This window comes from Pseudomonas sp. LD120, assembly GCF_009861525.1.
GTDB lineage: Bacteria > Pseudomonadota > Gammaproteobacteria > Pseudomonadales > Pseudomonadaceae > Aquipseudomonas.
Genome location: NZ_WVHL01000005.1, coordinates 384195 through 403424, shown reverse-complemented (window position 1 = coordinate 403424; position 19230 = coordinate 384195). Strand labels below are relative to the sequence as shown.

The 19230-nt window shown below is 56.5% G+C and carries 20 protein-coding genes and 1 pseudogene; 9 read left to right on the top strand and 12 right to left on the bottom strand.

The window, feature by feature from the left end:
* Position 1: 1 nt before the first annotated feature.
* Positions 2 to 2848, top strand: a complete 2847-nt coding sequence (locus tag PLD_RS16140) for a class I adenylate cyclase (protein WP_159894380.1) — start codon at positions 2 to 4, stop codon at positions 2846 to 2848.
* A 7-nt stretch (positions 2849 to 2855) separates the two neighbouring features.
* On the opposite strand, the gene rnk is transcribed toward PLD_RS16140, so the two are convergent.
* From rnk to cyaY, 3 genes are all read right to left on the bottom strand, one after another.
* Positions 2856 to 3269 (bottom strand): nucleoside diphosphate kinase regulator, encoded by a 414-nt coding sequence (gene rnk, locus PLD_RS16135; RefSeq protein WP_159894378.1) that lies wholly within the window; start codon positions 3267 to 3269, stop codon positions 2856 to 2858.
* A gap of 142 nt (positions 3270 to 3411) precedes the next feature.
* Positions 3412 to 3645, bottom strand: a complete 234-nt coding sequence (locus PLD_RS16130) for a DUF1289 domain-containing protein (RefSeq protein ID WP_159894376.1) — start codon at positions 3643 to 3645, stop codon at positions 3412 to 3414.
* A gap of 4 nt (positions 3646 to 3649) precedes the next feature.
* Entirely contained in the window at positions 3650 to 3982 is a 333-nt protein-coding gene (cyaY, locus tag PLD_RS16125) for an iron donor protein CyaY (protein WP_159894374.1), read from the bottom strand.
* 239 nt (positions 3983 to 4221) lie between these two features.
* Between cyaY and PLD_RS16120 the strand changes: the two genes are divergently transcribed.
* Genes PLD_RS16120 through PLD_RS16095 form a run of 6 tightly spaced genes read left to right on the top strand, consistent with a single transcriptional unit; the run spans position 4222 to position 8802 of the window.
* Positions 4222 to 4380 (top strand): lipoprotein, encoded by a 159-nt coding sequence (locus PLD_RS16120; RefSeq protein ID WP_159894372.1) that lies wholly within the window; start codon positions 4222 to 4224, stop codon positions 4378 to 4380.
* A gap of 9 nt (positions 4381 to 4389) precedes the next feature.
* On the top strand, positions 4390 to 5637 hold the full coding sequence (gene lysA, locus PLD_RS16115; RefSeq protein WP_159894370.1) for a diaminopimelate decarboxylase: 1248 nt from the start codon (positions 4390 to 4392) through the stop codon (positions 5635 to 5637).
* A 4-nt stretch (positions 5638 to 5641) separates the two neighbouring features.
* The gene (gene dapF, locus PLD_RS16110) at positions 5642 to 6472 is read left to right on the top strand and encodes a diaminopimelate epimerase (protein WP_159894368.1); all 831 of its coding nucleotides are present in this window, start codon (positions 5642 to 5644) and stop codon (positions 6470 to 6472) included.
* A gap of 13 nt (positions 6473 to 6485) precedes the next feature.
* On the top strand, positions 6486 to 7199 hold the full coding sequence (locus PLD_RS16105) for a DUF484 family protein (RefSeq protein WP_159894366.1): 714 nt from the start codon (positions 6486 to 6488) through the stop codon (positions 7197 to 7199).
* Positions 7200 to 7201: 2 nt separating this feature from the next.
* Positions 7202 to 8098 carry a tyrosine recombinase XerC gene (gene xerC, locus PLD_RS16100; protein ID WP_159894364.1) on the top strand — a complete coding sequence of 299 codons (897 nt, stop codon included), beginning with the start codon at positions 7202 to 7204 and terminating at the stop codon, positions 8096 to 8098.
* The gene (locus tag PLD_RS16095) at positions 8098 to 8802 is read left to right on the top strand and encodes an HAD family hydrolase (RefSeq protein ID WP_159894362.1); all 705 of its coding nucleotides are present in this window, start codon (positions 8098 to 8100) and stop codon (positions 8800 to 8802) included. Before xerC ends, PLD_RS16095 begins: the two co-directional genes overlap by 1 nt.
* Positions 8803 to 8944: 142 nt before the next feature.
* On the opposite strand, the gene sutA is transcribed toward PLD_RS16095, so the two are convergent.
* The 4 genes from sutA to glnK form a co-directional block, all read right to left on the bottom strand.
* Complete coding sequence (sutA, locus tag PLD_RS16090; RefSeq protein WP_159894360.1) at positions 8945 to 9268, bottom strand: transcriptional regulator SutA; 324 nt, start codon at positions 9266 to 9268, stop codon at positions 8945 to 8947.
* Between the two features lie 101 nt (positions 9269 to 9369).
* Complete coding sequence (locus PLD_RS16085) at positions 9370 to 9795, bottom strand: secondary thiamine-phosphate synthase enzyme YjbQ (protein ID WP_159894358.1); 426 nt, start codon at positions 9793 to 9795, stop codon at positions 9370 to 9372.
* A gap of 210 nt (positions 9796 to 10005) precedes the next feature.
* On the bottom strand, positions 10006 to 11343 hold the full coding sequence (locus tag PLD_RS16080; RefSeq protein ID WP_159894356.1) for an ammonium transporter: 1338 nt from the start codon (positions 11341 to 11343) through the stop codon (positions 10006 to 10008).
* A gap of 33 nt (positions 11344 to 11376) precedes the next feature.
* Positions 11377 to 11715, bottom strand: coding sequence for a P-II family nitrogen regulator (glnK, locus tag PLD_RS16075; RefSeq protein WP_002555808.1), 339 nt, complete (start codon positions 11713 to 11715; stop codon positions 11377 to 11379).
* 416 nt (positions 11716 to 12131) lie between these two features.
* Here glnK and PLD_RS16070 point away from each other — a divergent pair, with 416 nt between their 5' ends.
* Both PLD_RS16070 and PLD_RS16065 read left to right on the top strand, forming a co-directional pair.
* A complete protein-coding gene (locus tag PLD_RS16070) occupies positions 12132 to 12392 on the top strand; it encodes an accessory factor UbiK family protein (protein ID WP_011064192.1) in 261 nt (86 codons plus the stop codon).
* Between the two features lie 164 nt (positions 12393 to 12556).
* Positions 12557 to 13462: pseudogene (locus PLD_RS16065) on the top strand (YifB family Mg chelatase-like AAA ATPase); the annotation flags it as partial.
* 171 nt (positions 13463 to 13633) lie between these two features.
* On the opposite strand, the gene PLD_RS16060 reads toward PLD_RS16065, so the two are convergent.
* The 5 genes from PLD_RS16060 to dndB all read right to left on the bottom strand — a co-directional run bounded on the left by PLD_RS16060 (position 13634) and on the right by dndB (position 19162).
* Positions 13634 to 14029: a helix-turn-helix domain-containing protein gene (locus PLD_RS16060; RefSeq protein WP_159894354.1), complete on the bottom strand. Its 396-nt coding sequence runs from the start codon at positions 14027 to 14029 to the stop codon at positions 13634 to 13636.
* Between the two features lie 159 nt (positions 14030 to 14188).
* Positions 14189 to 14551 (bottom strand): DndE family protein, encoded by a 363-nt coding sequence (locus PLD_RS16055; RefSeq protein WP_159894352.1) that lies wholly within the window; start codon positions 14549 to 14551, stop codon positions 14189 to 14191.
* Positions 14548 to 16560, bottom strand: a complete 2013-nt coding sequence (gene dndD / locus PLD_RS16050) for a DNA sulfur modification protein DndD (RefSeq protein ID WP_159894350.1) — start codon at positions 16558 to 16560, stop codon at positions 14548 to 14550. The genes PLD_RS16055 and dndD overlap by 4 nt, the downstream gene beginning before the upstream one ends.
* The gene (dndC, locus tag PLD_RS16045; protein ID WP_159894348.1) at positions 16557 to 18083 is read right to left on the bottom strand and encodes a DNA phosphorothioation system sulfurtransferase DndC; all 1527 of its coding nucleotides are present in this window, start codon (positions 18081 to 18083) and stop codon (positions 16557 to 16559) included. The genes dndD and dndC overlap by 4 nt, the downstream gene beginning before the upstream one ends.
* A complete protein-coding gene (gene dndB, locus PLD_RS16040; protein WP_159894346.1) occupies positions 18083 to 19162 on the bottom strand; it encodes a DNA sulfur modification protein DndB in 1080 nt (359 codons plus the stop codon). Before dndB ends, dndC begins: the two co-directional genes overlap by 1 nt.
* Positions 19163 to 19230 lie beyond the last annotated feature (68 nt).

Sequence of the window (19230 nt, the reverse complement as noted above, 5' to 3'; positions counted from 1 at the left end):
AATGCCCCATACCCATGAAATACGTCCCGATCTGGATGAAGGAATCGATCGCAAAGTGCTCAGTCAACTGCGCGCGCGCTTTCTCACCCTCAATCAAGGACGCATGGCCCGGGCAATGGAGGGTTTGTCAGCGCGCCAGCAACTGGTGCTCAACCTGCTGCCGCTGTTCTTTCACGTCAATCACCCGCTGCTGCCCGGCTACGTATCCGGCGCCACGCCGGCGGGGTTGTCCAACTACGAACCCGATTCACAGGCCCTGACCGAAGCCCAGCGCCTGACCCGCTCCTTTTCCTATAAGGCTCGCCGTGGCAACCCGCCCCGGCCGATTCATGGGCTATTTCTCATGGGCAGCCTGGGCACGCTGGCCCAGGCCGATCAAAGCGATATGGATGTCTGGGTCTGCCACGCACCGGACCTGAGCGAAAATGAACTGGCCGAGCTGCAGAAGAAGTGCCAACTGCTGGAAACCTGGGCCGCCGGCCAAGGCGCAGAAGCGCACTTCTTCCTGATCGATCCCAGTCGCTTTGTCCTCGGAGAACGCGACACCCAACTGAGCTCCGATGATTGCGGCACCACCCAACACTACCTGCTGCTGGACGAGTTCTACCGCACCGCTATCTGGCTGGCAGGGCGCACGCCACTGTGGTGGCTGGTGCCGGTGTACGAAGAAAGTCGCTACGAGCGCTATATCCATACGCTGCTGTCCAAACGTTTTGTATCCGCCGAGGAGCACCTCGACCTGGGGCACATGGCGCGTATTCCTCCTGGCGAATTTATCGGCGCCGGCCTCTGGCAGTTGTTCAAGGGTATCGAGTCGCCCTACAAATCAGTGCTCAAGCTGTTGCTGATCGAGGTCTATGCCAGCGAGCACCCCAAGGTGCAATGCCTGAGCCTGCGCTTCAAACACGCCGTGTTCGCCAACCGCCTGAACCTGGACGAGCTGGACCCGTACATCGTGGTCTATCGGCGCATCGAGGAGTACCTCAAGGCCCGGGGTGAGCCGGAGCGCCTGGAGCTGGTGCGCCGTAGCCTGTACCTCAAGGTCAACCGCAAGCTCACCACCGGCAATGGCGCTCGCAGCCCGAACTGGCAACGCACACTGCTGGAGCGTTTGGCCAGCGAATGGGGCTGGGATCAGCGGCAACTGGCCCTGCTGGACGCCCGCAGCCAGTGGAAGGTGCGCCAGGTCGGCAGTGAACGCCGGTCCCTGGTCAACGAGCTCAACTACAGCTATCGCTTCCTGACCCAGTTCGCCCGTACCGCTCAGGCCGCCAGCCTGATCAACAAACGCGACCTGAATGTGCTGGGTCGACGCCTGTACGCCGCCTTCGAACGCAAGGCCGGCAAGATTGAGTTCATCAATCCCGGCATCGCCCCGGACCTGGCCGAAGACACCCTGACCCTGGTGCAATCGCCCAACAAGAAAGAACCGGGGCAGCACTACTGGGGGCTGTACAACGGCAACCTGAGCGCATTGGAGTGGGAACATTTCGCGCCGATCAAACGCAGCCGCGAACTGTTGGAGCTGCTGACCTGGTGCCATCGCAACGGCGTGATCGATAGCAGCACGCGCCTGGCCCTGCACCCTGGCAGCAGCGACCTGAGCGAGTTCGAACTGTTCAACCTGCTGGGTAGCCTGCAACAGACCGTGGCCCTGCCGCTGACCAGCGTCAGTGAAGAACGCTTACTGCACGCCAGTGTGCCCGGCGAGGTGTTGATCCTGGTAAACGTCGGGGTCGACCCGCTCAAGCACCACCGCGACTTGAACATCCTCATGACCACCGAGCGCACCGACTCCTTGAGCTACGCCGGCGTGCGCGAAAACCTGGTATTGACCCTGGATCAGGTCATCCTCAATAGCTGGAATGAAGTCATGGTCGGCCGTTTCGACGGCGAGCATGCACTGCTCGATTGCCTGCGGGACTACCTGAACAATCTGCCCCACAGCCCACAACCGCGCCTGCGGGTCCGCTGCTTCTGCCACAACCGCGCGCAATTCATCGCCCGGCGGGTGGAAGAGCTGTTCGAGACCGCGCAGCACCTGCTGCTCAGTCAGCTCAATTACCGTTACCTGATCCAGGTACAGCAGCACTATCACGTCCTCGAACTGCGCACCGGCCAGGTTCGCCACCGCGCCATGGCGACCCCCGCCGCACTGCTGGAGTACCTGGGACAGGAACAGACGCGCTACAGCCCCCTGCACCTGGACCCGATGGCCTTGGAGGATCATGACCTGGCGCTGATCCTGCCGATGGGCCAACCCGATTGCATCCAGGTGTTCTACCGCATCATCGAGCGCCAGGCCGAGTTGTATGTCCTCGATGAGCACAACGCCTTATGGCAGCAGACGCTGCCCTATCACGACGAACAAAGCCTGCTGGTGCCACTGCAGCGGTTCCTGCAGTCGATTCTCTACCGCCGTGAAGCGTTGCTGCCGATGAACGACAGCTCAGCCGAGAAACCTCTGGACACACTCTACTTGCAGATTTTGCCCTCGGGCAGCGGTCGGGCACGCCGGGTCGAAGCACGGCCAGCGCCGCTGACGCCTGTGGACAAGGCCTTTTATGACGTGCAGGCGATCATCGCCAAGGCGACACCGGGTCAAGTGCACGTCTCGCTGTACTGCAATCAACGGGAGTTTTCCGAACTGGAATATGGCGATCAACTGTTCAGCGCGGTGGCCCAGGAGATCGTCGAGCAGCGCCGCGAACCGGAGCGCTATCGCTGCTACATCACCGACCTCGACCTGTCCGGCCTGCTCGGTGATGTGCAAAGCACGAGCATTGTGTATCTGCGCTACAAAGCCAGCCTGGAGCGCGCACTGAACGAGGCGCTCGAGCAGGCCTAGCCGTCGATCAAAGGTGGAAGTCGCCCGCGGCTTCGGGCTGGTATTCCACTTCCAGCAGGGTCAGCTTGAGGGTCTTGCCACCTGGTGCCGGCCAGTCGATGAATTGCCCCACCTGCAAGCCCAGCAGGGCACTGCCCACCGGCGCCAGAATCGAGATCTTGCCTTCGTCGGCATTGGCATCCTGCGGATACACCAGAGTCAGGTGGTAGTCCTTGCCGCTGCTTTCTTCACGGCAATGCACACGCGAGTTCATGGTTACGACACCGGCCGGGACTTCATCGTGACCCACCAGCGTTTCGGCACGATCCAACTCGGTTTGCAGTGCAATGACGCCTGGCAGCGAGTCGTCCAGGTTGTCGATCAAGCGCTCCAGACGTTGCACGTCAAGGCGGGTAAGGATGATGGATGGTGCAGTACTCATGATCCTGGCTGACTCCTATTTTTTCTGCACAAAAAAGCAAAACCCCGCCAAATAAGACGGGGTTCTCACCGGCCTCGATGTAGCGAGGCGAAGTCGGACACTATCACAGCACACTGAATAAACAAACCGTACGAGTACGAAGCTAAATACCCCGCGCTGCGCCGGCCTGTTTGCGCTGCAGCGCCTGGGCGCAGATCACTCGCCGCCGCTCGTCATCGGCCGAACGCCATTCACGGATGTCCTCCACATGACGGAAACAGCCACGGCAGACCTTCTGTTCATCGAGGCGACACAAGCTGATGCACGGCGAACTCACGGCGGGGCTGACGTTGCTGTAAAGCGGCTTGGGCGGGCGGACAGCGGCGGATTGGGTCACGGTCTCAGAGCCCTTCGAACTCAAGCTTGATGTCCGCTTGCTCAAGAACGATACGCTCCAGCATTTCCCCCAACTGCTCCTCGCTCTTGTCGCACATCCAGCGTTCGCTTTCTTCGTCGTAGTCGAAGTGAAAACCACCAGAGCGCGCCGCCAACCACAGCTGACGCAGAGGCTCCTGACGACTGAAGATCACCTGGCTGCCGTTGTCGAATTTGACGGTGAGCACCCCCGCCGAGTTTTCCAGATCGATATCCAGGTCGCTCTCGTCGAAAATATCTTCCAGCGTCTGCTGGGCAGCATCCACCAAATCGTGAAAACGGGCTTCGGTCAAACTCATTGCGGGAACCTCAAAAAGTGTCTACTCACGCTCAAGCGCCGCAAGATACGGACGCTTCTCGGCGAATGCAAAGGATACCGAACGAGGCAGAGAATGCGACGATCATTGCATCGCCAGCGGTAAAAAGCCGCCGGCCGGCACTGGGCAAAGGCCCGCTGGACGGGAGTTAGGTTGCATAGGCAAGCTGCCGGGTGGCCGGTATACTCGGGCGCAATTTACGCATTCTCAAGGATTTCGCCATGAAGCGCCTGATCTCTTCCATTGCCGCGCTCGTCGCGGTCGCCTGCCTTGTTACCGCCTGCGGCCAGAAAGGCCCGCTGTATCTGCCTGATGACAGCAAATCCCCCGAAGACCAGGCGCAGTCACAGTCGAAGTCGCACAAGCACGACACCTACTAAGGGCAAACCATGGACGCTTTTAACTACCGCGACGGCGAGCTGTTCGCGGAAGGCGTAGCCCTGTCCGCCATTGCCGAGCGTTTCGGTACGCCCACCTACGTCTATTCCCGAGCCCATATCGAGGCCCAGTACCTGGCTTATGCCGAGGCACTGGCCGGCATGCCACACCTGGTGTGCTTTGCGGTAAAAGCCAACTCCAACCTGGGCGTGCTGAATGTCCTGGCGCGCCTGGGCGCCGGTTTCGACATCGTCTCTCGGGGTGAACTGGAACGGGTCCTGGCCGCAGGTGGTCAGGCCGACAAGATCGTCTTCTCCGGCGTTGGCAAAACCCGTGACGATATGCGTCGCGCCCTGGAAGTGGGCGTCCATTGTTTCAACGTCGAGTCCGCCGAAGAGCTGGAGCGCCTGCAGACCGTGGCCGCCGAACTGGGGGTGCGCGCGCCGATCTCGCTGCGGGTCAACCCCGACGTCGACGCCGGTACCCACCCCTACATTTCCACCGGGCTGAAGGAAAACAAGTTCGGCATCGACATCGCCAGCGCCGAGGATGTGTACATTCGCGCGGCGCAGTTACCGAACCTGGACATCGTCGGCGTCGACTGCCATATCGGCTCGCAACTGACCACCCTGGAACCCTTTATCGACGCCCTCGACCGCCTGCTGGACCTGGTGGACCGCCTCGGTGAATGCGGCATCTATCTGCGCCACATCGATCTGGGTGGTGGCCTGGGCGTGCGCTATCGCGACGAAGAACCGCCGCTGGCCGCCGCCTACATCAAGGCCGTGCGCGAACGCCTCGCTGGCCGCGAGCTGGCCCTGGTGTTTGAGCCGGGCCGCTTCATCGTCGCCAACGCCGGCGTGCTGCTGACACGGGTCGAGTACCTCAAGCACACCGAACACAAGGATTTCGCCATCGTCGACGGCGCCATGAACGACCTGATCCGCCCAGCGCTGTACCAGGCCTGGATGGACGTCAGCGCCGTACAGCCACGCGAGGCCGAACCCCGTACCTACGACATCGTCGGACCGATCTGCGAAACCGGCGACTTCCTCGCCAAGGAACGCGCCCTGGCCCTGGCCGAGGGCGACCTGCTGGCGGTGCATTCCGCTGGCGCCTATGGTTTCGTCATGAGCTCGAACTACAACACCCGCGGCCGTGCCGCTGAAGTGCTGGTCGATGGTGACCAGGCTGTTGAAGTGCGTCGCCGCGAGACGGTAGCCGAGTTATTCGCTGGCGAAAGCCTGCTGCCGGAGTAAGACCATGCTGCTGCGTTTTACCAAGATGCACGGCCTGGGCAATGACTTCATGGTTCTCGACCTGGTCAGCCAGCACGCGCACATTCTGCCCAAGCACGCCAAACAATGGGGTGATCGCAACACCGGGGTCGGCTTCGATCAGTTGCTGATCGTCGAAGCCCCGAGCAACCCGGACGTGGACTTCCGCTACCGGATTTTCAACTCGGACGGCTCCGAAGTAGAGCAGTGCGGCAACGGTGCCCGCTGCTTCGCCCGCTTCGTGTTGGACAAGCGCCTGACCACCAAGCGCCAGATCCTCGTGGAAACCAAGAGCGGCGTGATCAAACTGGATATCCGCAATGACGGCCAGATCAGCGTCAACATGGGTGCCCCACGCCTGGTGCCAGCGGACATTCCGTTCCTGGCACCAGCGCAGGCCGACCGTTACACGCTGGACGTCGAGGGGCGCCAGGTTGAGCTGGCTGCCGTATCCATGGGCAATCCCCACGCCGTATTGCGGGTAGATGACATCAACAGCGCGCCGGTGCACGAGCTGGGCCCGAAAATCGAACACCACCCGCGCTTCCCGGCACGGGTCAACGTCGGTTTTCTCCAGGTGCTGGACCGTCAGCACGCCCAGTTGCGGGTCTGGGAACGCGGTGCCGGGGAAACCCAGGCCTGCGGTACCGGGGCCTGTGCAGCGGCTGTGGCCGCGATCAGCCAGGGGTGGATGGATTCGCCCCTATTGATCGACCTGCCGGGCGGGCGCTTGTCCATTGAATGGGCGGGCCCTGGCCAACCGGTGATGATGACCGGCCCGGCAGTACGCGTATACGAAGGACAGGTGCGTCTATAAGTGAGCGAAATCCATGACTGATCAGCCGCAGGTTCCCGACGAATCGCCCTCCGAACACCTGGAGGCCGCCGCCGTTGCCGCCTACCTGGAGGCACATCCGGACTTCTTCGTCGAACACGACGAGTTGCTGCCGGCCTTACGCGTCCCCCACCAGCGCGGCGACACCGTGTCGCTGGTGGAACGCCAGATGGTAATTCTGCGCGAACGCAACATCGAAATGCGCCACCGCCTGTCGCAGTTGATGGACGTGGCCCGGGACAATGACCGGCTGTTCGACAAGACCCGCCGCCTGGTCCTCGCACTGATGGACGCCACTAGCCTCGAAGAAGTGGTGATGAGTGTCGAAGACAGCCTGCGCCAGGAGTTCCAAGTGCCCTTCGTCAGCCTGATTCTGTTTAGCGACAACGCCATGCCGGTGGGTCGCTGGGTCTGCGCCGCCGAAGCCCAGGAGGCCATTGGTGGCCTGTTGTCGGAAGGCAAGAGTGTCAGCGGCAGCCTGCGCGAACACGAACTGGACTTCCTCTTTGGCGAAGAGCAGCGCAAGCAGATCGGCTCCAGCGCCGTGGTCGCCCTGGCACACCAGGGCATGCACGGCGTGCTGGCCATCGCCAGCCGTGATCCACAGCACTACAAGAGCTCGGTGGGCACGCTGTTCCTCACTTACATCGCCGAAGTCACCGGCCGCGTGCTGCCACGCTTCACCCACTCGCTGCGCTCGGTACGCTGACCATGCAGCAACAACTGGACGCCTACTGCGCGCACCTGCGCAGTGAGCGCCAGGTGTCGCCCCACACCCTGCAAGCCTATCGGCGCGACCTCGACAAAGTGCTGGGGTTTTGCGAAAAGCAGCAAGTGCAGCGCTGGAGCGACCTGGATATCCAGGGTCTGCGTAGCCTGATTGCCCGCCTGCATCAACAAGGCCAATCATCGCGCAGTCTGGCACGGCTGCTGTCTGCGGTGCGCGGGCTCTATCACTACCTGAACCGTGAAGGGCTGTGCGATCACGACCCGGCCAACGGCCTGGCGCCGCCCAAGGGCGAACGACGCCTGCCCAAAACCCTGGACACCGATCGCACCCTGCAACTGCTCGATGGCGCAGTGGAAGACGACTTCCTGGCCCATCGCGACCAGGCGATTCTGGAGCTCTTCTACTCTTGCGGACTGCGCCTTTCCGAATTGACCAGCCTGAACCTTGAACAACTGGATCTGGCGGATGGCCTGGTGCAGGTCCAGGGCAAAGGCAGCAAGACCCGAGTGCTGCCCGTGGGCAAGAAAGCCCAGGAAGCGCTGTCGTTATGGTTGCCATTGCGAGCCCTGAGCAACCCGCCGGATGGTGCACTGTTCGTGAGTCAAAAAGGCCGACGCCTGGGGCCCCGAGCCATTCAACTGCGGGTCAAGGCCGCTGGCGAACGCGAACTGGGACAAAACCTGCACCCGCACATGCTGCGTCACTCCTTCGCCAGCCACTTGCTGGAATCCTCCCAGGACCTGCGCGCCGTGCAGGAGTTACTGGGACACTCGGACATCAAGACCACGCAGATCTACACCCACCTGGACTTCCAGCATCTAGCTGCGGTCTATGACAGCGCCCATCCCCGAGCCAAACGCACTAAAGGCGGTGAGTAATGACCATCAAGTTGATCACATTCGACCTCGACGACACTCTGTGGGACACCGCTCCGGTAATCGCCAATGCCGAAGCCACCCTGCGCCAGTGGCTGACGGAACACGCGCCGAACCTGGGGAGCGTGCCGGTGGAACACCTGTGGGCCATACGCGAGCGCGTGCTGAACCACGAACCAAGCTTCAAGCATCGTATCAGCGCCCTGCGCCGCCGGGTGTTGTTCCATGCCCTGGAAGAAGCCGGGTACGAGCATACCCAGGCCAACCAGCTGGCCGACCAGGGCTTTGAAGTGTTTCTGCATGCCCGTCATCAATTGGACATCTTCCCCGACGTCCAACCGACCTTGGAGGCTTTGGCCAATCACTTCGCCCTGGGAGTGCTCACCAACGGCAACGCCGACGTGCGCCGCCTGGGCCTGGCGGACTACTTCAAGTTCGCCCTGTGCGCCGAAGACATCGGCATCGCCAAACCGGACGCTCGACTGTTCCACGAAGCCTTGCACCGCGGCGAAGCCACTGCGGATAGCGCCGTGCATATCGGTGATCACCCTGGCGATGACATCGCCGGCGCCCAGCAAGCGGGCCTGCGCGCAATCTGGTTCAACCCTACCGGCAAGGCCTGGGAAGCCGAACGTGCTCCCGATGCCGAGATCCGCAGTCTCAAAGAGCTGCCGGCACTGCTCGGCCGCTGGCACAGCTGCTCCTGAACCGGCATCTTCGCGAGCAAGCTGGCACCTACTGGCGAAGCGGGCTCACCTGCGATCAGCTCACGACGGCGCTCCCCAAGCAGGCGCCCATGAAAAAGCCCGCAGCGACGGCGGGCTTTTTCAGCAAGTTGAACAGCCAGGTTCAGATAGGCCGGCTGCCGTACTTGTTATCCGGCTTTTTGGGCGGATCGGCGACCACATTGGCCTCGACTTCCTGCACTTTACCGCCACGGGCCAGGAACTCTTCCATGGCACGCGCCAGTGCATCGCGCTCCTTGTTCTTGGCTTCGACACTCGGCAACTCGTCTACCGATACGGCAGCCTTGGCCTTGCCTTTGGAGGTCGGAGCAGGGGCATCGCTGCCATCGTCTTCCGCCACATCGTCGGCGGCCGCTTCAAGACCTTCTTCGGTATCGTCTTCGTCACCGACTTCGAGGTCGTCGTTTTCCAGATCATCGTCGCTCATGTTCTACCTCATGACTTGCGAAAAGCAGATTAGTTATAGCCCAGCTCAGCCGGCTGTCGACGGCCGCCAGAAAAAATCAACGTCCACTGATACTCAGCGGCTTATGCCTCATCACCGTGCAAGGTGGCAAGGACTTTGCGAGCACCGCCATGGTCACGATGCTCGCCCAGATAAACACCTTGCCAGACACCTAGCGCCAAGCGCCCTGCCGATACCGGCAAAGTCAGCTGACAGCCCAGCAGACTGGCTTTGAAGTGCGCCGCAAGGTCGTCCGCGCCTTCATCGTTATGTTCGTACCCGGCCATGCCTTGAGGCACCAGGGTGTTGAAAAAACGCTCAAAGTCACGTCGCACTGCCGGATCGGCGTTCTCATTGATGGTCAAAGAGGCCGAGGTATGTTGCAGCCACAGATGCAGCAGACCAACCCGACATGCCCGCAACTCAGGCAAGCCGGCGAGCAACTCGTCCGTCACCAGATGAAAGCCTCGGGGCCTGGCTTGCAGGGTAATCAGGGTCTGTTGCCACATACCAATCTCCACGCTTCGGCGCGCATTCTAGCGCGCTCTGGAAAAAAACAAAGCGCCGAATAATCCTGCTTTAGTGTAAGCATTTGCCCTGCTGAAAATCGTTATGGCAAACACGCCAATACTCGTCAGAAAATCCTTTCAGCCGTCGTCAATGACAAACACCAGGCGAAAAAAAACCCGGCCGAAGCCGGGATTTTTTATCCGTCATGATTACAAGTTGTAACCACGCTCATTGTGCTGGGCCAGATCCAGGCCAACCGCCTCTTCTTCTTCGGTCACCCGCAGCCCCATGGCCGCATCCAAGACTTTGAGAATGATGAAGGTGATGATCGCGGTGTAGATCACCGTGAAGCCAACACCTTTGCACTGGATCCAGACTTGCGCGGCAATGTCGGTCACCGTGCCGAAGCCGCCCAGGGACGGAGCAGCGAATACCCCCGTCAGGATCGCGCCGAGGATACCGCCGATACCGTGCACGCCAAAGGCATCCAGGGAATCGTCATAACCCAATTTGCGCTTGAGCGTGGTGGCGCAGAAGAAGCACACCACGCCGGCCGCCAGACCGATGATCAGCGCGCCCATCGGGCCCACCGTACCGGCGGCTGGAGTGATCGCCACCAGACCGGCAACCACACCCGAAGCAATGCCCAGCGCACTTGGCTTACCGTGGGTGACCCACTCGGCAAACATCCAGCCCAGCGCAGCAGCAGCGGTGGCGATCTGAGTCACCAACATGGCCATGCCGGCGGTGCCGTTGGCCGCTGCGGCGGAACCGGCGTTGAAGCCGAACCAGCCGATCCACAGCATGGCCGCGCCCATCAAGGTGTAACCCAGGTTGTGAGGCGCCATCGGCGTGGTAGGGAAGCCTTTGCGTTTGCCCAACACCAGGCAGGCAATCAGACCGGCCACACCGGCGTTGATGTGCACCACGGTGCCGCCAGCGAAGTCCAGCACGCCCCAGTCCCACATCAAGCCGCCGTTGCCGGACCAGACCATGTGCGCGATCGGTGCATACACCAGGGTGAACCACACACCCATGAAGATCAGCATCGCCGAGAACTTCATCCGCTCGGCGAAAGCACCGACGATCAGCGCCGGGGTAATGATGGCAAACGTCATCTGGAACGTGATGAACACCGCTTCAGGGAACAACGCCGCCGGACCGGTCAGGCTTTCTGGCGTGACTCCCGCCAGGAACGCCTTGCCCATGCCACCGAAGAAGGAATTGAAGTTGACGACGCCCTGCTCCATGCCGGTGGTGTCGAACGCAATGCTGTAGCCATAAATGACCCACAGAATGCTGATCAGGCCGGTAATGGCGAAGCACTGCATCATCACCGAAAGAATGTTTTTCGACCGCACCATGCCACCGTAGAACAGCGCCAGGCCAGGAATGGTCATGAACAGCACCAGGGCTGTGGAGGTCAGCATCCAGGCGGTGTCGCCGGAATTGAGGACTGGAGCTGCCACTTCGTCTGCCGCCATGGCCAGGCCTGGCATTACGAGGGACAAAAGGGCTCCTAGCCCTGCGATTTTACGCAGAGTCATATTGTTTTCTCCTGGGGCGTTGGGTTTGGCGGCTTAGATTGCGTCGGTATCGGTTTCGCCGGTACGGATGCGAATAGCCTGTTCCAGATTGACCACGAAAATCTTGCCGTCACCGATCTTGCCAGTGTTGGCAGCCTTGGTTATCGCCTCGATAACCCGGTCAAGATCCTTGTCGTCAATGGCGACATCGATCTTGACCTTGGGCAGAAAATCCACCACATACTCCGCACCGCGATACAGCTCGGTGTGACCCTTCTGCCGGCCGAAGCCTTTGACTTCAGTAACGGTAATGCCCTGCACGCCGATCTCGGACAGCGACTCGCGCACGTCGTCCAACTTGAACGGCTTGATGATGGCAGTGACTAGCTTCATGAAACTCTCTCCCGAATTGGTGGACTTGCCCCAGGAAAACAAACCCGACTCAAGTCTATGCGCAGTGCCTGGCTTTGTAACGCATCGTCGGCCTTGGTCAGCCAGACCGACACCCGCTAACCGCTCCTGACGAACCACTCCCCGCGCAGGTTGCCGCACTGCATTCGCCACAGCGACTGCATCAGTGCATGGGTCACCCAGGTCTAAGCAGAAAGCTTGCCAGCTCCAGAAAAGCCCATGATTTCAGTCCCTTGCCCGCAGCCAGCCCGACCCGCCAGAAACCCACAACATCGATACGCACAATAACGGTGCGTCGGCGCCCAGCCCGATGCGCGAAAAACGTGCAGAGCAGGCACCGCCAGGCCCTTGAGTGGCCCGTGATACACTGGCGCCCATCTGCTCTTCAGGACTCTCCCATGCTCGCGCCCAAAGACCTTCTCGATGCCCTGAGCGGCCACGCTTCGCGGTTGCTCAGCGGTGAAACGCCATTGCCTCGCAACGAAATCGAAAGCCAGCTCAAAGCCCTGCTGCAAAGCGGCTTCAGCAAACTGGACCTGGTCAGTCGGGAAGAATTCGACAGCCAGATGGTGGTCCTGGCCCGCACCCGGGCTCGCCTGGAAAGCCTCGAGGCCAAGGTGGCGGAACTAGAAGCCCGACTCAACCCCGCAGCGCAGTAAACGGATACGCCCTGCGCCCTCTGCGCCAACAAGCAGCCATCAGAGGGCCAAGGGCCGGCAGACGACATATCCTGTCTGCATTCCAGCCGCCTCCAGCCACCCCCCTCATCTATCCTTGCTGCACCGCAGGACGCGGTTCTCGATGTCTCAAGGAAGATCTCCCCATGTCCCTGGCAATCATCAACAGTCGTGCCCAGGTGGGCGTACAGGCGCCGGCAGTCAGCGTTGAAGTGCACCTGGCCAACGGCCTGCCAAGCCTGACGCTGGTTGGACTGCCGGAAGCCGCCGTCAAGGAAAGCAAGGACCGGGTGCGCAGTGCCATCCTCAACGCAGGGTTCAATTTCCCCGCGCGCCGCATCACCCTCAACCTGGCGCCGGCGGACCTGCCCAAGGACGGCGGACGCTTCGACCTGGCGATCGCCCTGGGCATCCTCGCCGCCAGCCTGCAAGTACCAACCCTGGCCCTGGACAACATCGAGTGCCTGGGAGAACTGGCGTTATCCGGCGCGGTACGTCCAGTACGCGGTGTACTGCCGGCGGCGCTGGCGGCACGCAAGGCCGGACGCACCTTGCTGGTCCCCCGGGCCAACGCCGAAGAAGCCTGCCTGGCGTCGGGTTTGCGCGTCATCGCCGTGGACCATCTGCTGGAGGCGGTCGCCCACTTCAATGACCAGGCGCCAATTGCGCCCTATGTCACCGACGGCTTGCAACAGTGCCATGTGCCGTATCCCGACCTGAAGGAAGTTCAGGGGCAGCTCGCCGCCAAGCGAGCCCTATTGATCGCCGCCGCTGGCGCCCACAACCTGCTATTAAGCGGTCCTCCGGGCACCGGCAAAACCCTGCTCGCCAGCCGCCTGCCTGGGCTGTTGCCGCCGCTGCAGGAGGATGAAGCCCTGGAAGTGGCGGCGATTCAATCAGTCAGCAGCCACAAGCCCTTGCGTCACTGGCCACAACGGCCGTTTCGCCAACCTCATCACTCGGCCTCGGGGCCGGCACTGGTGGGAGGTGGCGCAAAACCGCAACCCGGGGAAATCACCCTGGCCCATCATGGCGTGCTGTTTCTCGATGAATTCGAACTTAGGTAAACATGTCAACACCTGTAGCCCCGGCTGATTTGATACCTTGCTATACCTACCGGGACGAATGCGGAATGACTCAAATTTATGCATTAGCCTCGTTCTCATACCTAACCAGGTAGGAAACGTTGGAGGTAGAGTCGGTCTACAGACTTTTTTAGAAGATTAGGTAATGTCGCCACGCTGGCGAAGAATTCGTAGGTCATTGGCTACAGTAGGCTGGCTTTTTCCAACCAAATCAGCGATTTCACTCTGCGTCATTCCTTTATTGTAGAGCGTACTCTCGAGCGTGCGACGCTCGTCAACCGTAAGTTTCGCCGGATCAAAAGCTGTCATCTGCTGAAAAGCACCATTAGCATGAACATGAACCGACATCACTCGACCGTCCGGTTTTTTGACATGGGCGACCCCTACCCCCGCCCCGCCCTTAATGACATAAGTGTCGTTTTGTAAATCGATGTTCAACGCAATCGAAAATGGCGAAATTTGCTGGGCTTGCTGGGCTTGCTGGCCTACGGCTGAGCCTGAGCCTGAGCTGTTCTTCGGGGTACGTGGAGGCATGGCGTGAATCCTCAAGGTCTGATCTATCTAATAGAATTGATTGAATTGGTTCAACTCCATCAGAATTTAGCATCTCAGCTGAGGCGTTGCAAGTTCACGACTGGGACGACCCGGGATGGCTCTTCACAAAGCCCGCTGCAAAGCGGGCTTCGGCTCAAATCATTTGAGTGTAAGCTCGGCCACATGCTTCAGTGATCGGATATGCCCCATCTTGTGCAGTCCGACCTCTACTAAAGAAGCGATATGGCGAACAGGATCCCAATCTAACCCATTATCACTCGTAAACTGCCTTAAAAGAGCTTCATAAATGTCCATGTGCTCCCCAAACAGCGTTGGAGAGTTGAACTCCTGCCCATCAAGATCGGAGACGCTGGCATTGCCCAGGCCGCTCTCATCTGCTAGTGCAAGAGAGACCGCAAAGCGACATAAAATATTAGGCGTCAACCCAGTCTTAGATTTCAAAAACTTAAGCTTTGCTGTCGACGATGTCGAAATTTTAAATTTATGAGGAAATGAGTTCATACACTTTCCTTCCAACGCCAGAAATAACCTTCCTCAACTTCCGTAGAGCGGGTTTCCGGATTATATATAAGATGATAAGAATGGGATATGCTAGCCCGCAGGCTCTCATAAAAATCGTAGTTAATCTCTGTATCGGTTGACAGGATTACCACCTGGTGACTAGTTTGAGGAAAGTAGTTCTCGAGAAGTTTTTTTCTGTGAAGTGAGTCAAGTCTACCGAGCGGAGTGTCGATAACGACAGGCAAGCTGCGACCGGAAGTCCGGGCCAAAGCTTCTAGGATTGATATGGCAAAAATTTGTTTTTCACCAGCGGAAAGCTCGGCCTTTCTGATTAAAAAGCCACTGTCGTCAACCAGCGTGATTTCGAACGTAACCGGATTTACCTTGATGCTAAGATGACGATCATCTTTTCGCGCAAGCCCATTAAACGAACTATAGAACTGAGACTCGAGCTCGGCAATTTTTTGTACACGAGCACGTGATGCAAACTCTTTTAATACATCTCTCGCGCTTTGAGCGAGCGCAAAGGTACGCTCCCCGTCTTGCGACTTCGCCATATCCGCGTTCAGCTCGTCAAGTCGACGAGATATTGGAGACATTTTTTGAAGAGTTGCCTTTGCTTGATCTACAAGAATAATCCTCTTCTCGTTTAACGCAGCCAACCTTTCTTGAAACACACCTTGCTCTCTAAATAACGGAGCGATGATGCTGTCATCGGGGGCACGGGCGATATTCTCTCCGGCCGAGTCAATCGCTGACTCAGTTTCATGCAACTCCTCGACTAAATCTTTGACTCGGCTCTTTAGAGAAGTCACACCGTCCAATAAGCGATGAGTCATCCCGACAGAGCCGCTCTCAGATAGTTCGTGAACTTTTTCAGTAGTATTGCTGCCCCGAGAAACTGCCTCACCAAATGTAGATAAAAAAGCAGCGTCTAAAACATTCTTATACTCGGAGGCTCCGGGAAGATTTCTCTCCAGCTCTTGCACAAATCTGTCTTGTTGAAGCTTTAAGTAATCGGAAAGAACCTTGGCTTTGGCCTCATCGCGTTCGACTTCAAGCTGAGCTATTAGCCTTGAATTTAGACGTTTAGTAATCGTGAGCGGTAGAATTCCGCTTAGCAGCTCATGAAGAGAGCTCTCAATGTTTCGTTTGTTAGCCACTAGCGAGCCGAGTTTAGCCGACTCCTCTTCTCTTGAAGCATTCCACGCCCCACCACGCCCATTAATACTAGATTCAATATTGGACAGATTACTGTTGACTTGACTAATCTCTAATCGCAAGTCTAGTATTTTATCCTTAATGCACTCTAGCGATTGATGTAGTTCATCATACTCAACTTGAGCATCGGATATCTTTGCCTTCCGCTCTTCCGATGCTTTCTTTGCTGCACGTGTCCGAATTAGAACTGAAAGATCTGAATCTAATCTATCAATTAAATCAAGACCAAGAAGCTTGTTAATTGAATCACGCAGACTATCGCCGGTAGTTTCTTCTGCAAGGCTAGCAATTTTCTCACCATCAAAGAAAAATAATTCCGAGACGCCAATTGGAATCAACTCATTCAGGAAAGATTGCGCTTGCTCATATGTAAGCTCAGACAGCTGATGACCATCACGCGAAATTAGTAACCCTTCCTTGATTTTCTCACCATTCTCAACATACCAGTCTCTTACCAAATGATATGTTGAGATCTCGCCATGCTGAGCATATCGAAACGTAAGCTCAATAGCAGACCTAGAAGGTTTAGCAATACTATTATAAGCCCTATGGATACAATCTTTTAAATACTGATGATAATCCGATACCGTGGCAGCCGCGCCCAATACCCCTTTACCATATAACGCCAACTTCAATGCGCTAAGGATCGTGGTTTTTCCACCCCCATTTAGCCCTCCAAACAGTATAATCGGAGCTTGCTTTCCTCTTTTCATTTTTGGCGTGAGATCAAATTTATGAGCTCCGCTGAAAACTCTAAAATCCAAAACGGATAGGGTATCAATAATCATTGTAGCAGGCCATCTAGTTCGGATTTTAGGGATTCAAAAGCTGATTTATAGGTGTCATGATTGCGCGATACTGAGTGTCGCTCTAAGGCCTCATCAAGCTCGCCCCAATCTTGTTCAAGAATTTTTTGCAACTCGTCGAGGATCCCCTTACGCCTAGATAGGCCAGAAAACGATAGTTCAGCGTCAATCAAACGCATGATCAAAACCGCCGGAAGTCCTTTTTCGTCTTCGAGAGCGCCCAAAATTTTTGCATCAGGCTCAGTAAATGAACCAGCATCATTTTTTATCCACTCAATGCAGTCATCAGGATAGACCGCAGCGTATATTTTAGGCAAAGAGTCGACCCAATCAGGTTCATTTGGATCCTTAAGCCATTGTTGCCGGATGATCTGTAACTCATCACGCCCGATAAGCTCAAGTTCTCTATCGGTCTCACGGATTCCTTTTTCAATCTCAAGCAGCAGTTGCAGCCATTCTTTCCGATACTTCATCCAGTACGGGCCAGGCACATGCTTCGTAGCAGTATTAGTGTCATCATCAATGACACCACGAGCGAATGTTACCTTTCCTGTACGGCGTTTATAGTTGCGATACTCAGTTTTATTCTCAGGTAATGTGCTTGAATGCAATTGGTTACGAAAATCCAACAATGGGCGCATCCAGTCTTCACCACTGTCAACCAGTCCTTCAATAGCTTTATCATGGGTAACAACAGTGCAAGTCCAACAGCCAAAGCGCGAATTACCACATGAGGGGGTATTGGTATCAATTACCAGCGGACACTCACCTGCATTTGAGTCTTTATACAGTTCAAACAACACACGGTTAGAGCCTCCCCAAGGACGAGAAGCACTCATCAAGTACTCCCAGACATCGTCAGAGTTCCAATGTTCAATTGGCATATACGTATAGGCGTTTGGAAGCGATGTATGTCGGCCTAAGGCAGACCCATCAATACGGTGACGGGCGATTACTTGTGCGCGTGTAGAACTTTCTTGACGTCTAGAGCCTAAAGCTACAACGACCTCACCAAACTTCGCTACTTTATCCTTAATAAAATCACTTACTGGATCAATCTTCATGCGCTCCGTGCACCAACGAAAGGCTTTAGTCGGCGCAGGGTAGCCTTTGCCTAGAAGGTTAACCCAGAAGGTTTGGCTAGTTTCTGGAGTTACGGAATGGGCGGTAATAGGAAGATTGTCAAGCTTTGCTTGCGAGTTAACAGAGTTCAGTGCCTCACGTATCATATCGACAACAACCGGGGTTTCTACCCGGGTATCTGACGAAACAATGTAGACATGCTTGTGCCTTTGAGACGCCTCAAGTGTCTTCAACGCGAAATAAATGAGGGATAGAACAACAGTTGAATCCTTACCACCACTAAAACCAACTACCCAAGGCCGATTATCAGCTTGGTAAATGTGCTGAATTTCCCTAATCAGATCTGCCAAAGGCCTCCCGCCAATGGTCGACTCACTTACAAATGCATCGTGAGTTGGATACAAAAACTGTTCAGTAGTCATTACTTTGCAAACCTTTCTTCGTATTCTCTTTCGGCAACTGATAGAGGCATCCCAAGCTTCTGCTTAATTAAGCTTGCGGTCAGGGCTACGTTCATCGTGGCCTTAGAAATCCGACCGTGCACCATAGCTCGCCCCTCCCATTCGAGATTGGAGCGAGACCAATCTATTTCTTTTAGTTTAATCGCAGTAGCTTTCCATTGAGACTCGCTCCGGATAATAAGGTCAGACCCCACAATACCCATTGCTTGTAACATCACACCATGAGCGTGTATGTAATTATCCCTAAGGTCGGAAGTTAAAAGCTCTTTATTCTTTGCGCTAATCCAATCGGGCATCTGAGACGATACATGCTCCCAAAAAGATTTTGCTAGCTCTTTTTCATTTTGCTCTATTGCGTCACCTTTACTTTTTTTAAGCAAAACTTTGGAAGCATTTTTAATGGCACTTAACGTAAATAGTTTTGAACTGCGATGTGAGAGGCTAGATTTTTCAAGCTCTGTCATGCGCGCGAAAACTTCAACATTTTTTACTAAGTAACGGGCTAAATCCGACAAGTTATCACGATGATCGTACAAGGTGCTTATTGAGTCACTCGGACGAACAGCGTGCTTATTCAGATCAGCAAACATCTGCTGACTCCGAACTAAACCATTATCAATAAAGAACAATACAGGGATATTGTCATATCCAAGTTCTGGATTATCCTGGATCGCCTGCTCAATCGCCGCGCGGCGGTGCTGACCATCATTAATAAGAATTTGCGCATCCATCGGGATGGATAATGTCCCTATACTCTGTTCTAAACCTGTATCGGAAGCAGGATGAAATTTCACCACGCCATCAATCGAGGCGGTGATCGCCGAGAGTGTGTAGTCGTCCCTATTATTAATGAGGTAATTTGAAATCTCAGGGACACGGGCAAGGTTCAGTGTTCTCTGCGCTCTAAGGTCAGCAGGAACATCATCTTCATTAAAGATAAAAATTTTAGGGACTAAGCGCATGGGGCACATCGCTATATAGCAAGGCCGGCCAGCTTGGATGCCCCTAACGCATGGGAACGAGTGAACGTACGTAGTCATTTTTAAAACGTCATTTTCTGTACAGTACGTTATTTTGCATATTTTTAACGTACAAGCAAGAAATGCGT

Excerpts from the sequence above, each read along its gene's own strand:
- PLD_RS16140 (WP_159894380.1), top strand. The coding sequence starts at position 2 with ATGCCCCATACCCATGAAATACGTCCCGATCTGGATGAAGGAATCGAT.
- rnk (WP_159894378.1), bottom strand. The coding sequence starts at position 3,269 with ATGAGTACTGCACCATCCATCATCCTTACCCGCCTTGACGTGCAACGT.
- cyaY (WP_159894374.1), bottom strand. The coding sequence starts at position 3,982 with ATGAGTTTGACCGAAGCCCGTTTTCACGATTTGGTGGATGCTGCCCAG.
- PLD_RS16120 (WP_159894372.1), top strand. The coding sequence starts at position 4,222 with ATGAAGCGCCTGATCTCTTCCATTGCCGCGCTCGTCGCGGTCGCCTGC.
- lysA (WP_159894370.1), top strand. The coding sequence starts at position 4,390 with ATGGACGCTTTTAACTACCGCGACGGCGAGCTGTTCGCGGAAGGCGTA.
- dapF (WP_159894368.1), top strand. The coding sequence starts at position 5,642 with ATGCTGCTGCGTTTTACCAAGATGCACGGCCTGGGCAATGACTTCATG.
- PLD_RS16105 (WP_159894366.1), top strand. The coding sequence starts at position 6,486 with ATGACTGATCAGCCGCAGGTTCCCGACGAATCGCCCTCCGAACACCTG.
- xerC (WP_159894364.1), top strand. The coding sequence starts at position 7,202 with ATGCAGCAACAACTGGACGCCTACTGCGCGCACCTGCGCAGTGAGCGC.
- PLD_RS16095 (WP_159894362.1), top strand. The coding sequence starts at position 8,098 with ATGACCATCAAGTTGATCACATTCGACCTCGACGACACTCTGTGGGAC.
- sutA (WP_159894360.1), bottom strand. The coding sequence starts at position 9,268 with ATGAGCGACGATGATCTGGAAAACGACGACCTCGAAGTCGGTGACGAA.
- PLD_RS16085 (WP_159894358.1), bottom strand. The coding sequence starts at position 9,795 with ATGTGGCAACAGACCCTGATTACCCTGCAAGCCAGGCCCCGAGGCTTT.
- PLD_RS16080 (WP_159894356.1), bottom strand. The coding sequence starts at position 11,343 with ATGACTCTGCGTAAAATCGCAGGGCTAGGAGCCCTTTTGTCCCTCGTA.
- glnK (WP_002555808.1), bottom strand. The coding sequence starts at position 11,715 with ATGAAGCTAGTCACTGCCATCATCAAGCCGTTCAAGTTGGACGACGTG.
- PLD_RS16070 (WP_011064192.1), top strand. The coding sequence starts at position 12,132 with ATGCTCGCGCCCAAAGACCTTCTCGATGCCCTGAGCGGCCACGCTTCG.
- PLD_RS16060 (WP_159894354.1), bottom strand. The coding sequence starts at position 14,029 with ATGCCTCCACGTACCCCGAAGAACAGCTCAGGCTCAGGCTCAGCCGTA.
- PLD_RS16055 (WP_159894352.1), bottom strand. The coding sequence starts at position 14,551 with ATGAACTCATTTCCTCATAAATTTAAAATTTCGACATCGTCGACAGCA.
- dndD (WP_159894350.1), bottom strand. The coding sequence starts at position 16,560 with ATGATTATTGATACCCTATCCGTTTTGGATTTTAGAGTTTTCAGCGGA.
- dndC (WP_159894348.1), bottom strand. The coding sequence starts at position 18,083 with ATGACTACTGAACAGTTTTTGTATCCAACTCACGATGCATTTGTAAGT.
- dndB (WP_159894346.1), bottom strand. The coding sequence starts at position 19,162 with ATGACTACGTACGTTCACTCGTTCCCATGCGTTAGGGGCATCCAAGCT.